Origin of the sequence: Rhizohabitans arisaemae, assembly GCF_025996515.1 — a bacterium.
Classification (GTDB): domain Bacteria; phylum Actinomycetota; class Actinomycetes; order Streptosporangiales; family Streptosporangiaceae; genus Rhizohabitans; species Rhizohabitans arisaemae.
Map to the genome: position 1 here is coordinate 344430 of NZ_BLRH01000034.1, position 14580 is coordinate 359009.

A 14580-nucleotide genomic window follows, 5' to 3' on the forward strand; every position below is an offset into this window, starting at 1 on the left:
CGGTGTTCGGGTTCCACTCGGCCAGGCGCCGCCAGCAGGTCATGCCCGAGCCGTAACCCAGCTCCTGCGGCAGGTGCTCCCAAGCGATGCCGGTATGCAGCACGAACAAGATGCCCTGCAAGGCCAGCCGGTCATCCAGCCGCTTGCGCCCTGGATGGCGGAAACGCCGCTGACGCTGGGGCAACAGCGGCTCATCACCGCCCACAGCTCGTCACTGACCTCCCACGGCTTCGGCTTGGCCACCCGTGCTCCTCTCTCGGCTACAGCGAGAGATCAAAGCACAATAAAGATCATTCTGTTGGGACCCATCAACCGCGGGCGGGGCGGCGGCGCAGGTGGTAGGAGTAGGCCAGGGCGAGCAATATCGGGCCCCACAGCGCCGTTGGGGTGATGGACACCATCGCCAGCGCCTGCCACCAGCCATTCTCGTACGCCATGTTGCGGAGACGCCGACCCAGGAGAGCAGCGCCTATTTGGCCAGGTTGCGGGGCCTACGTTCCTGGGCCATGCCCTTCGAATTTCTTTCTGAGGCCGATCACCGGCGGCCGACCTGGGACCTGGGGGCTTTGTCCGGTCCGGCCTCTCCGGCGGAACGAGGCACCCCGCTCCTGCCACCGACTCGCTCGACCTGATGCTCCATCGGTCGCAGCGGCATCGGACAGGCGACATCAGGGACACGGTCAGTCGGGTGGGGGGACGGCGTGGAGGTAGCGGGTGCCGAGGGTGCGGAGGTGGGTGATGAGGGCGGGGGGTGCGGTGACCCGGAAGTCGAGGCCGAGCATGCCGATGTAGACGGCGACGGTCTCGAGGCTGTCGCCGCCGGTGACCAGGACGCAGGTCCGGTCGTCGAGGGGTTCGACGACGCCCACGGCGGCGTTGATGCGGGCCAGGACCTCGGCGGCGGGGGCGAGGACCGTGATCCGGGCGTGGACCTTCCAGCCGGTCGCGGCGACGTCCCGCAGGACGCAGGCCGTGTAGTCCTCGTCGGGCAGGGGGGTGGACGTGAAAAGGCGACCGGTCGGGCCGAGCAGGGTCACCCAGTCGACGCGGTAGGCGGCCCACGAGGCGTCCTGCGGGTCGCGTCCGACGAGGTACCAGCGGCGCCGCCAGTTGACCAGCCGGTAGGGCTCGACGAGTTTGCGGCCGGTCGGCGCCGAAGGCGTACCGTCCTGCGCGGAGTGCGCGTCGGCGGGAACGAAGTAGTCGAACCGCAGGAGGTGGCGGTCGCGGATCGCCGAGGCGATCGCGGTGAGGCTCGTGGTGTCCACCTCGGGGTCGTCGACGTTGGTGTCGAGGTTCTCCGGCGCCTTGGAGGTGGAGCCGTACAGGGCGGTGACCTGGCGGCGCAGCCGGTGCGGCAGCACCTGCTCCAGCTTGGCCAGGGCCCGCGCGCTGCTGTCGGCGATGCCGCTGACGCCCGTACCCGCCCGCAGGCCGACCGCCACGGCGACGGCCTCCTCGTCGTCCAGCAGCAGCGGCGGCAGCTTCGCGCCGGGACCGAGCCGGTAGGCGCCGGTGGGGCCGCGTCCCGCCTCGACCGGATAGCCGAGTTCGCGCAGCCGCTCGATGTCGTTGCGGATCGTACGGGTGCTCACTCCGAGCCGTTCGGCCAGTTCCCGGCCCGGCCAGTCCGGCCGGGACTGCAGCAGGGACAGAAGCGCGAGCAGCCGGGAGGAAGTTTCCAACATGGTTGGAGTATGGCCCGAATAGCGGAATCAAGTCTTCCTATATGACTCCTACCTTGGGTTTCATGACGAAGACGCAGAACACCGCCGAGATTCGCCCCTTCCGCATTGAGATCTCCGAGGCCGAGATCGACGACCTCCGGCGGCGTCTCGCCCACACCCGGCTGCCCCGCCCGTCGGCGGCGGACGACTGGTCGCTCGGCACCCCGAACGGGTATCTGCGGGAAACCGTCGAGTACTGGCGCGAGTCGTTCGACTGGCGTGCGCAGGAGGCGCGCATGAACGGGTTCCCGCACCACCTCACCGAGATCGACGGCCAGACGATCCACTTCGTCCACGTGCCGTCGGCAGAGAAGGACGCGACGCCGCTTCTGCTGCTGCACACCTACCCGGGCTCGTTCGCCGACTACCTCGACATGATCGCCCCGCTCACCGACCCGGTCGCCCACGGGGGCCGCGCCGAGGAAGCCTTCTCCGTCGTCATCCCCTCGATCCCCGGGTTCGGCTTCAGCACCCCCCTGGAAGGGGCCGGGTGGACCTACGAGAAGGTCGCCCGCACCCTGGACGCCCTGATGCGGCGCCTCGGCTACGACTCCTACGGGGTGCACGGCAGCGACATGGGAGCCATGATCGCTCGGGAGTTCGGGCTGTGGAACCCGGACGGATTCCTCGGGCTGCACGTCCTGCAGCTGTTCTCGTTCCCCTCGGGCGACCCGTCGGAGTTCGAGGGGTTCGGGCCGAAGGAGTACGCGGCGCTGGAGCACATGCGGTGGTTCCAGTCGGTCGGCGGCTACAACACGATGAACGCCTCCCGGCCGCAGACCGTCGCCGCCGCGATCGCCGACTCGCCGGTGGGCCAGCTGGCCTACAGCGAGCTGTTCAACTCCTTCGGCAACGGCACCGGCCTGGTCACCCGCGACCAGATCCTGACCCAGGTCTCGCTCTACTGGTTCACCAACACCCAGGCGACGGCGAGCCGGTACTACTACGAGCAGGCCCGCGCCGAGGCCAAGCCCGCCGTGAACTCCGCCCCGACCGGCGTCGCGGTCTTCGCCTCGGACTTCCAGAGCCTGCGGGTGTTCGCCGAGCGCGACAACAGCAGCATCGTGCACTGGAGCGAGTTCCCCGAGGCCGGTCACTTCGCCGCGATGGAGGCCCCCGGGACCGTCGCGGGCGATCTCCGGGCCTTCTTCGGCGCTCTCCGCTTCTTCTAGGCCGGCGAACCCGACCCGGCACAGGCGGTCGTCCTGTGCCGGGTCCGGCGCTGCCGCCGGACCACCCCGGCAAACCCCGACATCCACCCTATGGTAACAATATGTAGCAACATAGATGCCTATTGTGACCGGAGGTTCCGGTGGGAGAAACGCCGCGTCCGCAGGGGCAGCAGCCCGACGACGTCTACGCCACCGCGGCCATGCGCGCCGCGGCGCCCAGCGCGGGCTTCCCCGAGGTCGGGATGGGGTCCGGCACGGCGTACGCGCTGGTCCGGGACGAGATGCTGCTGGACGGCGTGGCCCGGATGAACCTGGCCACCTTCTGCACGACCTGGGTCACCCCCGAGGCCCGCAGCATCATGGACGAGGCGCTGGTGAAGAACATCGTGGACAAGGACGAATACCCCCAGACCAGCGAGATGGAGGCCCGGTGCGTCCGGATGCTGGCGGAACTGTGGCACGCGCCGTCGCCGGAGACGACCGTCGGCACCTCGACCACCGGCTCCAGCGAGGCCGCGATGCTCTGCGGGCTCGCCGCCAAGTTCCGCTGGCGGGAACGGATGCGGCGGGCCGGCCGGCCGGCGGACCGGCCCAACTTCGTCTGCGGGCCCGTCCAGGTGTGCTGGGAGAAGTTCGCCCGCTACTTCGACGTGGAGATGCGGCGGATCCCGCTGGAGGACGACCGGTATGTGATGACCCCCGGGGAGATCGCCCCGCACTGCGACGAGAACACCATCATGGTGGTGGCGAACTTCGGCCAGACCTACACGGGCCTGTACGAGGACGTCGCGACGATGGGGGAGGTCTTGGACCTGCTGGAGCAGGAGCGCGGCCTGGACATCCCCCTGCACGTGGACGCGGCCAGCGGCGGGTTCCTCGCCCCGTTCACCGCGCCGGAGCTGGAGTGGGACTTCCGGGTCGGCCGGGTGAAGTCCGTCAACGCCTCCGGGCACAAGTCCGGGCTCGCCCCCATCGGCGTCGGCTGGGCGATCTGGCGTGAGGCGGCCGACCTGCCCGAGGAGCTGGTCTTCAACGTGAGCTACCTCGGCGGGACGATGCCGACGTTCAACCTGAACTTCTCCCGCCCCGGCGGGCAGGTCATCGCGCAGTACTACGACTTCATCCGCCTGGGCCGGGACGGCTACCGCGGCGTCCAGTCGGCGCTCTACGACGCCGCCGCCCACCTCGCCCAGGGCATCGCCTCCTTCGGCCTCTTCGACGTGATCCACGGCGGCCGACCCGACCAGGGGATCGCGGCCGTCTGCTGGCGGCTGCGCTCCGAGCAGAACTTCAACCTGTACGCGCTCGCCGACCGGCTCCGCACCCGCGGCTGGCTCGTCCCCGCCTACCCGCTCGCCGAGAACCGTCAGGACGTGGTCGTGCAGCGGGCGCTCGTCCGGCACGGGTTCAGCTTCGACACCGCCGAGATGCTCCTGGAGGACATCCAGCGCAGCCTCGAACACCTCACCCACCATCCGGCCGTCCTGACCTTCGAGGAAGCCGGTTCCTTCAGCCACAACGGACACCCGGCCGTCGCACCGCCGCACCGGTGAGAAGGAGGGTCAGCGGGCGAGCCTGGTCTGGAAGCCGTCGAGGAAGCGCTCGAGGCCGTAGGTGAAGTTCTCCTCGCGGACCTGCCCGGGGTCGCGGTCCCAGCGGGCCCGGTATCCCTCCCGCAGCCGGGGATGGTCCTGGACGGCCTGCTCGGCGGCGGGCCGCAGGCCGGCCAGCAGCTCCTGTTCGCTCTGGCCGCTGCGGGCGAGCACGGACAGGTAGGCCGCCTCGCTGACGCCCATCCCGACGACGTAGGCGATGAGGGTGTTCATGGCCTGGTCGGCTTCGTCCAGGGTGAAGCCCGCCGACTGGAACAGGGCGAGCATGCGCTCGGACTGGCGGGTCAGGTTCGGCCCGAGTGAGGCGAGCCCGGCCTGGCCGAGCACGGAGGCGACCCAGGGGTGGCGCAGGACCATCGCGCGCAGGCTGTGCGCGCAGTCCGCGGCCGCCTTGCGCCAGGCGGCCGGGTCTCCGGGGTCGGGCACCCGCATCTCGCCGTAGACCTCGTCCACGACCAGCTCGATCAGCTCGTCCTTGCCGGCGACGTGCCGGTACAGCGAGGTGGCCCCGGCGTTCAGCCGGGTGCCGAGGCTGCGCATGCTGAGGGCTTCCAGACCCTCCTCGTCCAGGAGCCGGACGGCCTCGGCGACGATGCGATCCCGGCTCAGGGCCGGCTGTTCCCGCCGCCGGGGTCGGCGGGCCCAGACCGAGGGGACGGGCTGGTTGTCGGCTGGCATGGCGCCTCCTTTCCCGCCCCAGCCTAGCGCACCTCGCGAACATTGTACGCAGTTGCGTACACTCAATCTTGATGCGAACACTGTATGCATCGAGAGGACGGCGTACGCATCCTCGCCGGTTTTGCCCATATTGGCACTCGAAGAGGCTGAGTGCAGAAATCGGCGCCAGAAACTTGATCTTCGTTTCGGTTTCCCGAAGCTGCGCAAGGCGGCGCGGACGATGGCCTCGGCGATGGAGGTGCTGATGGGCGTTCCGGAAACCACCGAGGAGCGGCTGGTGCCGCTGGTCGAGGTGTGAAAGGCGATCGAGGAGGTCGTGCCGCGGGAGAAGCTGACGGCTGCGGTGGAGGCGGTCGCGGCGGTGGTGCCGGTCAGCGATGAGGACGCGGCCGCCGAATGGCGGGCCGAGCTGGTCAAGCGCTACCGCACCGTGCAGGGTTTCATCGAGCCGCTGCCGGCCACGATCCCCTTCCGGGGCGGTCGAGGCCGGCACGGCGGTGCTGGCGATGGTGCACGCGGTGGCCGCGATGGCCAAGTCCCGCCGCCACTACGGTCCGGCCGACATCGCCGCCCACGACGGGTTGATCACCGGGTCGTGGCGGCCGTTGATCTTCCGCAACACCGATCTGCCCGATGGGCAGATCGATAAGGCCGCGTTCGTGCTGTGCGCGCTCATGCACCTGCATCATGCGCTGCGCCGTCGCGACGTGTTCGCCGAGGGGTCGGAGCGCTGGAGCGATCCGCAGGCCCGGTACATCGGCGCAGATGCAATCCATGACGGCCGCATCATCTACTTCGCCATAAAGTTCACCCGGGACGGCCCCATCAGCAATCACGCCGAGATGTGCATCCTCGCGGCTGTCGGCCAAAAGAACCTGAAGAATGCACTGAACTACATCAAATGCACCTCGCCAAACTGCAGGTACTGCAAGCAGGCCATGGTGACCTACGAGGTGAACAACAACGGCAACGCCGACGACGGCGACGGCGCAGGCGGTCTTCGTTCGGTGCCTGAGCTAGCCTGAGCGTGCCTGATGCCGACAGCCACCGTCGGTAAGGTCCGCCCCGGATGATCTTCCCCCTCGGTGGGATATCAGCCGTCGAGGTATGCGTGCTCGCCGACGACCGAGTCCCGCATGGTGAACCGCGCGCCGGTCAGACGCGCCTTGGCCGTCCCGTCGGCGGCCAAGATCGGCGTGTCCGCGCTGCCCAGGGCCAGTTCGCTGCCGGCGGGCTCAAGGTCCTTGAGCTTGCCGCCGAGGCGTACCGGTTTGGCCGCATACAGGGTGCCGGCCGGGGTGACGATGTCGAACTCGGCGTCGAGGTGCAGGTCGCTGGCGAACCGCACCCGGCTCAGGCTGTCCTCGTTTCCCTCGCCGAGGGAGCCAACGGACGGCCGCGGCCAACTGGCGCGCAGCATCACGCGGCCGCCAAGGGCGTCGCTGTGGCCGACCATGGCCAGGCGTGACATCTGGGCCAGCACGCCGGCCCCGTCATCGTGCTTGCCGGGCTCGAACAGCAAGATCTCCGCGCCCGCCGCCTTGAGGTGGTCTCCGGCCACGTCGATGCGCTCGGTCTTGCCGTTGATCTCGACGTCGACGCTGCCTTCCATCGACACCTGCATGATCATCGAGGGGTCGACGAGCATCGACATGAACGGGGCCGCGCTCGGAGCGAAGAACAGTGTGGGCGTGACGCCGGTCGGCTCGTTGTCGTCGTCGGCCGGGTACCACGCCTCGGGCAGGGTGGTGCCGCGCAGCACGTTCGGCGCGTGGGCGATGTCGAACGGGCCGTCGCCGCGTGGGATGCCGTGGTAGGGCCTGGTGAGCGGCTTCGTGTACGGGGGGACGTCGTCGATGACGGCGTAGGTGTCGATGGCGTTGCGGTGCGTCAATCGCAGGGTGCTGGTCTCCAGGATGCCGAAGCGGCGGATGTGCATCTGCGCAGGGAAGTTCTTGCCCGGCGCGATCTGCCGCACGCGCCCGGTGCTGGGCAGGAGCGGGTTGGTAAGCAGCTGGACACGGTCGTCGAGTTCGTAGCTGAAGCCCTTGATGCCGGTCTCGGGAGCGCTGTTCAGCATCTGCTCGAGCTCGGCGTAGCCTTCGTCGTCCACGCGGGCCTCGAAGCCGGGCATCGGCCAGGTGTTGATCTGGACTAACCCGGAGAGGTTGATCGTCTCGCGGCGGCCCGCGTAGTAGTCGTCGCCGAACACGACGGTGGTGCAGGCGAGGAGGTGGGCCCGGATCGGCTTGGGCTCGAGGTTGAGAGACTCATAAGTCTCGCGGAAAGCACTCATATCGTCACGGTAGCGCCGAGTTGCGAGTGAAGATCAACGCAGGCCGCGGGGTTCGGTCGTGGCCGACGATCATGTGGCGTAGATCCGCAGGACATCAACGCTGAGGCCTGCGACTAGAATGTCCCAAAGATCTTGGCGGTCTAGCCAGACAGGGTCTCGGGATTCAGACTCGGGTCATGGATGGGCCGTCGGAGGGTTCCGGCAGGGCCTGAGGTATGGGTCGTGTGCCGGGATATGATCCCGGCCGGGAGTGTGTTCCCGTTCCTGGCCGACCATCGGGCGGTGTTGACGTCGGGTCCCCTGGCCATATCAGCCCCCGGCCCAGACCACGACTGCGACGACTGAACACCGACCGCGGCCTACCCCCAGCGCTGCGGTCCCGTGACACCTGCGCTCTGATCTGCGCTGCCCCGAGCCGGGCAGCCAGTCATCGTGTACGTGATAATGATCTATTGTCGCGTACACGAGCGATCATGGCGACGTGGCGACCAGGAGAACCCTCAGCCGGGGCCGTGTGCGACTCCGGCATGTTATCCGGTACGACAACATAGCCCGGTTCTCCCCCGCCCCTGGAGATCGACCTCATCCCGGTGTCGGACACGGTGTTCGCCGGGACGGGAGCCGGCCCCTCCTTCAGCGAGGACTACATGCCGGTGGTGTTCTCCACCCTCGCCGACGGCACCGGCTGCTGCTACATCGGCATGCGCGCCGCACCCAAGGTCGCTTGGCGGGCCGGGCGGGTACGGCGGGCGGCCGCGGCTCCAGGCGGGAATCCCTAGGATCGCGGTATGGCTCTCAACTTGTTCGCCGGGATTCCGGTCACCGAGTACGCAGCGGCCCTGGCGTGGTACGAACGGCTGCTCGGCTCCCCGCCGACGTTCATCGCGAGCGACACCGAGGCCGTGTGGGAGCTCGCGGAACACCGGTTCGTGTACATCGAGGAGCGGCCTGAACACGCCGGCCACGCCATGCACACCCTTTTCGTCGACGACCTCGACGCGTATGTGGCGCAGATCGCCGAGCGGGGGCTGGACCCCGCGCGGCGGGAGACCTACGCCAACGGGGTGCGCAAGATCACCTACCGGGATTCGGACGGAAACGAGATCGGGTTCGGCGGCGCTCCCCGCTGACCCGATACGGGCCGTGCGGCCGATCGTGATCGTGCGCCGGACGAAGCCGAAGATCGCCACGTGGGTGGCCGGGCACATACCGCACCCGCCACCGCCCAGGAGGGCGCCTCCGGCGCCCGGACCGTCGCAGGCCGTACCCCGCACGCGGCGCCCGTACCGGTCGCAATCAGTTGGAAACCCGCCAAGGGCCGGGCCGGTTCCTGCGCGCCTCCCGGGATCCCCGAGCCCGTGAACCGCGCGGCGCCACCGCCCTAAAGTCCGGGCGTGTCCTCTCGCCGGTGCCCGGATGCCGTGGCACGGTACACCCCGGGTGGTGTGCCGACCACTCTGCGGAAGGCGGCGCCGAACGCGAACTCGCCGCCGTAACCGACCGCGGAGGCGATCTCGCCCAGCGTGAGCCCGGGGTCCTCGCGCAGCATCTCCTTGGCCAGCTCCATGCGCCACCGGGTCAGATGCGCGAACGGGCTCTCCCCGACGAGTTCGCGGAACCGGTGGGCGAAGGCCGAGCGGCTCATCCCGGCGGCGCGCGCGAGGGTGACCAGGCTCCACGGTCGTTCCGGCGCATCGTAGAGGGCGTCCAGGGCCCGGGCGACGCGGTCGTCGGCCAGCCCGGCCCGCCACGAACCGGCCGGGGAGGGCCGCTCGAGTTCGCCGCGGACGCCGTTCAGCAGCAGCAGTTCGGCCAGCCGGGCGGCGATGAGCGGCGCACCCCGCCGCCCCGCGCGGACCTCCTCGCGCAGGAGCGCCAGGAGGCGGCCGAGCCCGGGTACGGGCTCACCCGCGGCGGGGGCGTGGACCACCGGGGGAAGCGCCCGGAGCAGGAGTGCCCTGCCGGCGCCCGTCACCACCGACTCCGCGCAGAGCACCACGGTCACGGCGCCGTCGCCCCCGTAGCGGCGCCGTACCGACAGCCCGTCCGGCGCCGGGGGCGTCTCGTCCGCGACCGGCGCGCCCGGCCGGTGCCGCAGCGTGTGGGGTGTGCCGTGCGCGAGGATCACCAGGTCGCCGGGCCCGATGCGGCTCTCCCGCCCGTCGAGCCCCAGCCACATCTCGCCGTCGAGGACGTGGTGCAGCACGACGGTGTCGCGCGGGCCGATCCGGAAACCCCAGGGCGCGCCGAGTTCGATCCGCCCGAACGCGCTCGTGGTGATCCGCACCCGGCGCAGCAGCGCACTGAGCACATCAGGCCTCGGACGATCACGCATGGCACCTGGACTTTCCCGCATACCCCTCGGGCGCGCCGCTTTCTAGGGTGGGTCATCCCCTCACCAAGGAGACGACGTTGGACATTCTTATCACCGGTGCGAGCGGGTTCATCGGCTCGGCGCTGACCCGCGTCCTGGTCGCCCGCGGGCACCGCGTCCGCGGCCTGGCCAGGAGCGACACGGCCGAAGCCAAGGTCCGCAGCGCAGGCGCGGAGCCCGTCCGGGGGAGCCTGACCGACGTGGCGGTGCTCGCGCGCGAGGCAGCCGCCGGCGACGGCGTGGTGCACACCGCGGCCACCGAGGGCGAGGACCGCCCCGCAGTCGACGCGGCGGCCGTCACCTCGATGCTCGCCGCGATGACCTCGGGGGTCTTCGTGACCACCACCGGGGCGCCGCGGGCCCGGTCGTCCCGGACGCCGGTCGTCGAGGACGACACCGCGGAGACGACCGGGCCGCTTGCCTGGCTGGCCGAGGCGGAGTCCCGGGTGCTCGGCGCCACGGGCGTCCGGGGGGTCGTGGTGCGGCCTCCGATGGTGTACGGCGACGGGGCGGGCCCGGTCGCCGGACTGGTCCGGCGCGCCCGCCTGGACGGGGTGGCCCGCTACGTCGGCTCCGGGGAGAACCGCTGGTCCACGGTGCACGTCGGCGATCTCGCCCTCGCCTACGCGGTGCTGCTGGAATCCGAGGCGACCGGGGTGTTCCACGTGGCGGAGACGGCGCCGGTCCCGATGGCCCGGCTCTTCGCCGCCATCGGGGACGCCGCCGGCGTGCCCGCATGCTCCTGGAGCCTGGCCGAAGCCCTGGAAACGCACGGTCCCCTCGCCGGATTCCTGGCGATGGACGCCGCCTTGGACGCCGGCCGGCTGCGGCGGCTCGGCTGGGCCCCCAGGTTCGGGCAGACGCTGCACGGGATCTGCGGCGCACTCCGCAACCCCGCGCAACACTACGCCGCCGCCCCCTGACCTGACCTCCGCCCGGGTGCCGCCCGAGGCCGGAGTGCGGGTTGGGTGCTCATAGTCTCGGCCGAGATTCCGACGAGCCCGGTTAGGTGGCGTCCGGTGACGGCCGCCGGGTTCGCACCGGCGAAATTCGACGTGTGTCACTGATCGGTGATCGTCTTGAGCCAGTCCGCGGCCGAGCGCGGGGTGCTGAAGCGGAACACCCGCAAAGGGGCGAAACGTGGGCCGTAGGCGCGCTGCCGGATGTCCGCTCGGCGGGTCGCGTGCTGCGACCACGCCCACCACGCGGGGTGATCTCGACGGAACCAGTCCGCCAGTGTTTCGCGATTCCCGCCGAAGATCGACTCGCGCAGAACAGTCCGTCGCAAGGATCGGCGCAGAATCCGGGGCATGACGATCCGCCGGGGGTAGTCCAGCCAGACCACGGTGTCGGCACGCTCCCACAGCAGATCGCGGACCGACGGGTAGCCGAACGAGTCGAAGATCCACGCCGGCGAGGTGGTGATCTCGGCGACCTGAGCGGCGAAGTCATCGTTGACGGCCCAGCCCGGGCCGGTGAAGTACAAGGCGTCCATCTCGTGGTACGGCACGGCGAAACGAGCGCTCAGCGCCCGTGCCAGGGTGGACTTGCCGGCCCCGCTGATGCCGACCACGAGGATGCGTTGCACCCGTACAGGCTAGGCCCCTAAAACGACGCCAAGACAGACGACGGCCACACGGTGCCGAGGCTCCGAGTCCCCGGGGACGCAACCGTTTTCAGCCGGGACCACGAGCACCCCGGGGTGGTACGGGCGGCGCCGGGCCCGCCGCCGCAGGCCGTACCGGCGCCGGACATCCCGCACCACGCCGGCCTCCGCCCTTGTCCCGCTCGCCCCAGACGACGGCTCGGGGAGATCGGACACGGGGAATTGCGACGGGGCGGGGGAGCTGCGGGGCTGCGTCCCCGGGTCCGATCCCCCGCAGGCCGTACCCGTACGAGGCACCGGGTGCCCTCCTTTTCCGGTAGGAAGACCCCGTACGAGCCCGCAACGGGCTCCGCCGTCAGACGGCCAGGGCGAGTCCGCGGACGTCCTGGTCCACCTGCTTGCGCGAGGTCTCGGCCAGGTCCTTGAACGGGGCGAGCCCCGGGACCGCATAGGCGAGGGTCATCTCGGCGCGCACCACCTCAAGGCGCCGGTCCAGGCCGATCTGGCTGAACACCGCCCGCAGGTAGGGAAGCTGGTGGTCGAACTCCGCCCGGGGCGCGCCGGGGGAGTAGGAACCGCCGCACGCGGCCACCACGACGACCCGCTTGCCGACCAGCAGGCCGCTGCCGTCGACCGGATCGACCATGTGCTCCTTGACCACCACCCGGTCCACCCATGCCTTCAGCGCGGACGGAATCGTGAAGTTGTACATCGGCACCCCCAGGAGCAGGGTGTCGGCGGCCCGCAACTCCTCGATGAGCGGCTCGGAAACCGCCCAGCCCGCACGCTGCTCACTCGACCGCTCCGTCTCGGGCGTCAGGCTCGCCTCCACGGTGGCCTCGTCGAGGTGGGGGACGGGCAAGGCCCCCAGATCACGGTAGACGTAGTCCCCCAGGGGGTTGGCCCGGCGCCAGTACCGGACGAACGCCGCGGTGACCTCACGGGTCACCGACTCCGTCCGGCGCATGCTGGAATCGATGTGCAACAGTCCAGGCATGATCGTGTGCTCCTTGTCGTGATGGTGCATGGTGTGTTCAGCCGTGGGCATGGACGGCGTCGAGCGTCCACCGGAAGGAGGGAACGGCCGGGGGAGAAGGCGCATGGCCGTTCAGCACGGCCACCAGCTCCCAGTAGCGCTCCACGCGCGCGTCGGCGACGATCTCCATCCAGTCCAGGAGTTCGCCCCGGACCTCGGCCGGCATGCCGAGGAAGACGATCCGGTCGAGGACCGCCTTGCCCTCGGCCGAATCCGGGGCGATCCGCCCGGCCAGCGCCGCCCCGGCCTGTTCGACGATCAGAGATCGCAGGTCGTAGCCGTACCGCATCGGCACCGGCGAGCCCCCGGCCAGCGCGATCCCCCGGAGCCGCTGCCGGAAACCCTCGTCCGCCACCACCTCGGCCAGCTCGATCCAGGCGTCGACCTGGTCCGGCGACGGATCCTCCGGCAGCTCTCCGGGCAACTCCAGCATCCACGCGGCGATCACCCGTGCGTCCTCGTCCAGCTCGATCCCCGCGAACGTCGTCTCGACGAAGTCGTCGATGACCTTCTGCCGCTCCCGGGCGCACTGCTGGGCCACCTTGTGCATCACAACCGTCTCCTCGGTCGTGCCGCCGCGCTTGGCGATGCCGCGAAGGACGGCGCGGCGGAGCTTCAGCGCCCGGATCTCCGCGTCGAGCGCACGGGCGTGCGTCTCCGCCACCTCGGCCACGGTGACCTGCCGCTCCAGGATCTCCCGCACGGATTCCAGCCCGATACCCAGATCGCGCAGCGTCCGGATGAGATCGAACCGGGCCACCGCCGAGGCGTCGTAGAGCCGGTACCCGCCCTGCGAGCGTTCCGCGGGGGACACCAGCCCGTTGTCGGACCAGAAGCGGATGGTGTGCGCCGACAGGCCGGTACGCCGGGCGACCTCGCCGACGGTGTAAAGCTCTGCGTCCTCACTCACAAGCAGGAGCATGCACCTTCGAGTTACTCGAAGCTCAACCCGAAACCGAAACCGGTGTCCCGGCCAGGGGAACCAGGGTGTGCGGTACCGGTGTCCCCGGTGGGCCTGCGGACCGGACGCCGGTCTCGATTCCTGAAGCCCGGCCCCGTGAGTCCGGAGTACCCACTTTTTTGTGGGTACTTGGCAGCGGGCGGCGACGGGGCGAAGCTGATTGCGGCGGCCGGTCCGGGCCGCCGGATTCCGAAAAGACGGAGGTGGCGTTGCGTCAGGAAGCCGATTGGGCCTCGGCGAGCCTGTCCAGGCGGCGGTGGCCCCAGTCGGAGAGGGGCGCCAGCGCCTCGGAGAGATCACGGCCGAACGCGGTGAGGGAGTACTCGGTCTTCAACGGCAGGACGTCGTGCACCTCCCGGTGCACCAGACCGTCCGTCTCCATCTCTCGCAGTGCCTGAGTCAGCACCTTCTCGCTGAGGCCCGGCAGTAGCCGGAGTAGCTCGCCCGGGCGATGAGGACCGGACTCCAGCGCCCAGAGCAGGGCGGTCTTCCACTTACCGTCGATCACCGCGATCGCGGCGGTCACTCCGCAGACATTCGGATCCTGGGCACGGCCACGCGTCATCGTCATCCCATTCACTACCATTTATCAGCATTCATGGGGGCAATAGATTATGTCCACACACTCCAACCAGTCTGCCGTCACCGTACTCGGCCTGGGGCCGATGGGCCGCGCCCTGGCCGCCACCTTCCTGAACGCGGGGCTGCGAACCACCGTCTGGAACCGGACGCCGGGCCGGGACCGGGAGCTGGTCGAGCGGGGGGCGGTCGGCGCGGCCTCGGCCGAAGAGGCGGTCGCCGCGAGCGGCCTGATCGTGGTCTGCGTGGTGAACTACGACGCGGCGGAAGCCGTCCTTCGGCGCGATGCGGTCACCGAGGCCCTCAAGGGGCGCACGGTCGTGAACCTGACCGCCGACACCCCGGACCGGGCCCGGGACACCGCCGCATGGGCGGCCCGGCACGGCATCCGATACCTGGACGGCGCGATCATGACCCCGACCACGACCATCGGCACGCCGGCCGCGGTGTTCATCCACAGCGGCCCCGAGGAGCTCTACCGGGAGCATCGGCCGGTGCTGGACACATTGGGCGGCACCCACACCCACCTCGGCGAGGA

Annotated in this window: 16 protein-coding genes and 2 pseudogenes; 8 read left to right on the forward strand and 10 right to left on the reverse strand. The window is 70.1% G+C overall.

All coding sequences use genetic code 11. From position 1 onward, the window contains the following. Positions 1-10: 10 nt before the first annotated feature. The 3 genes and pseudogenes from RUR_RS17015 to RUR_RS17025 all read right to left on the reverse strand — a co-directional run. Positions 11-243 (reverse strand): annotated as a pseudogene (locus tag RUR_RS17015) (transposase); the annotation flags it as partial. 65 nt (positions 244-308) lie between these two features. Next, on the reverse strand, positions 309-437 hold the full coding sequence (locus tag RUR_RS17020) for a hypothetical protein (RefSeq protein ID WP_283136046.1): 129 nt from the start codon (positions 435-437) through the stop codon (positions 309-311). 243 nt (positions 438-680) lie between these two features. Next, a complete protein-coding gene (locus tag RUR_RS17025; protein ID WP_283136047.1) occupies positions 681-1688 on the reverse strand; it encodes a helix-turn-helix transcriptional regulator in 1008 nt (335 codons plus the stop codon). 62 nt (positions 1689-1750) lie between these two features. Between RUR_RS17025 and RUR_RS17030 the strand changes: the two genes are divergently transcribed. Together RUR_RS17030 and gad are read left to right on the forward strand one after the other, a co-directional pair. After that, positions 1751-2899, forward strand: coding sequence for an epoxide hydrolase family protein (locus tag RUR_RS17030; RefSeq protein WP_283136048.1), 1149 nt, complete (start codon positions 1751-1753; stop codon positions 2897-2899). A gap of 140 nt (positions 2900-3039) precedes the next feature. Beyond that, positions 3040-4452: a glutamate decarboxylase gene (gad, locus tag RUR_RS17035; RefSeq protein ID WP_283136049.1), complete on the forward strand. Its 1413-nt coding sequence runs from the start codon at positions 3040-3042 to the stop codon at positions 4450-4452. A gap of 9 nt (positions 4453-4461) precedes the next feature. Here gad and RUR_RS17040 read toward each other — a convergent pair whose 3' ends face one another. Beyond that, positions 4462-5190: a TetR/AcrR family transcriptional regulator gene (locus tag RUR_RS17040; protein WP_283136050.1), complete on the reverse strand. Its 729-nt coding sequence runs from the start codon at positions 5188-5190 to the stop codon at positions 4462-4464. Positions 5191-5242: 52 nt separating this feature from the next. Between RUR_RS17040 and RUR_RS17045 the strand changes: the two genes are divergently transcribed. Beyond that, positions 5243-5488 (forward strand): hypothetical protein, encoded by a 246-nt coding sequence (locus RUR_RS17045; RefSeq protein WP_283136051.1) that lies wholly within the window; start codon positions 5243-5245, stop codon positions 5486-5488. Between the two features lie 208 nt (positions 5489-5696). Continuing rightward, positions 5697-6215 carry a hypothetical protein gene (locus RUR_RS17050; protein WP_283136052.1) on the forward strand — a complete coding sequence of 173 codons (519 nt, stop codon included), beginning with the start codon at positions 5697-5699 and terminating at the stop codon, positions 6213-6215. Positions 6216-6283: 68 nt separating this feature from the next. Here RUR_RS17050 and RUR_RS17055 read toward each other — a convergent pair whose 3' ends face one another. Then, positions 6284-7486 (reverse strand): DUF6004 family protein, encoded by a 1203-nt coding sequence (locus RUR_RS17055; RefSeq protein WP_283136053.1) that lies wholly within the window; start codon positions 7484-7486, stop codon positions 6284-6286. A 590-nt stretch (positions 7487-8076) separates the two neighbouring features. Between RUR_RS17055 and RUR_RS17060 the strand changes: the two genes are divergently transcribed. Further along, positions 8077-8265, forward strand: coding sequence for a hypothetical protein (locus tag RUR_RS17060; RefSeq protein ID WP_283136054.1), 189 nt, complete (start codon positions 8077-8079; stop codon positions 8263-8265). Positions 8266-8274: 9 nt separating this feature from the next. Continuing rightward, positions 8275-8616 carry a VOC family protein gene (locus RUR_RS17065; protein WP_283136055.1) on the forward strand — a complete coding sequence of 114 codons (342 nt, stop codon included), beginning with the start codon at positions 8275-8277 and terminating at the stop codon, positions 8614-8616. 251 nt (positions 8617-8867) lie between these two features. On the opposite strand, the gene RUR_RS17070 is transcribed toward RUR_RS17065, so the two are convergent. Continuing rightward, entirely contained in the window at positions 8868-9821 is a 954-nt protein-coding gene (locus tag RUR_RS17070; RefSeq protein ID WP_283136056.1) for an AraC family transcriptional regulator, read from the reverse strand. Positions 9822-9898: 77 nt separating this feature from the next. Between RUR_RS17070 and RUR_RS17075 the strand changes: the two genes are divergently transcribed. Beyond that, complete coding sequence (locus tag RUR_RS17075) at positions 9899-10783, forward strand: NAD-dependent epimerase/dehydratase family protein (RefSeq protein WP_283136057.1); 885 nt, start codon at positions 9899-9901, stop codon at positions 10781-10783. A 137-nt stretch (positions 10784-10920) separates the two neighbouring features. Here RUR_RS17075 and RUR_RS17080 read toward each other — a convergent pair whose 3' ends face one another. The 4 genes from RUR_RS17080 to RUR_RS17095 all read right to left on the reverse strand — a co-directional run bounded on the left by RUR_RS17080 (position 10921) and on the right by RUR_RS17095 (position 14028). After that, a complete protein-coding gene (locus RUR_RS17080; RefSeq protein ID WP_283136058.1) occupies positions 10921-11448 on the reverse strand; it encodes a P-loop NTPase family protein in 528 nt (175 codons plus the stop codon). A gap of 373 nt (positions 11449-11821) precedes the next feature. Continuing rightward, complete coding sequence (locus RUR_RS17085) at positions 11822-12463, reverse strand: FMN-dependent NADH-azoreductase (protein ID WP_283136059.1); 642 nt, start codon at positions 12461-12463, stop codon at positions 11822-11824. A 37-nt stretch (positions 12464-12500) separates the two neighbouring features. Next, the gene (locus RUR_RS17090) at positions 12501-13412 is read right to left on the reverse strand and encodes a helix-turn-helix domain-containing protein (protein WP_283136060.1); all 912 of its coding nucleotides are present in this window, start codon (positions 13410-13412) and stop codon (positions 12501-12503) included. 265 nt (positions 13413-13677) lie between these two features. Then, the gene (locus tag RUR_RS17095; protein ID WP_283136061.1) at positions 13678-14028 is read right to left on the reverse strand and encodes a winged helix-turn-helix transcriptional regulator; all 351 of its coding nucleotides are present in this window, start codon (positions 14026-14028) and stop codon (positions 13678-13680) included. 100 nt (positions 14029-14128) lie between these two features. On the opposite strand from RUR_RS17095, the pseudogene RUR_RS17100 reads away from it, so the two are divergent. Continuing rightward, a pseudogene (locus RUR_RS17100) lies at positions 14129-14515 on the forward strand (NAD(P)-binding domain-containing protein); the annotation flags it as partial. Between the last annotated feature and the right edge of the window lie 65 nt (positions 14516-14580).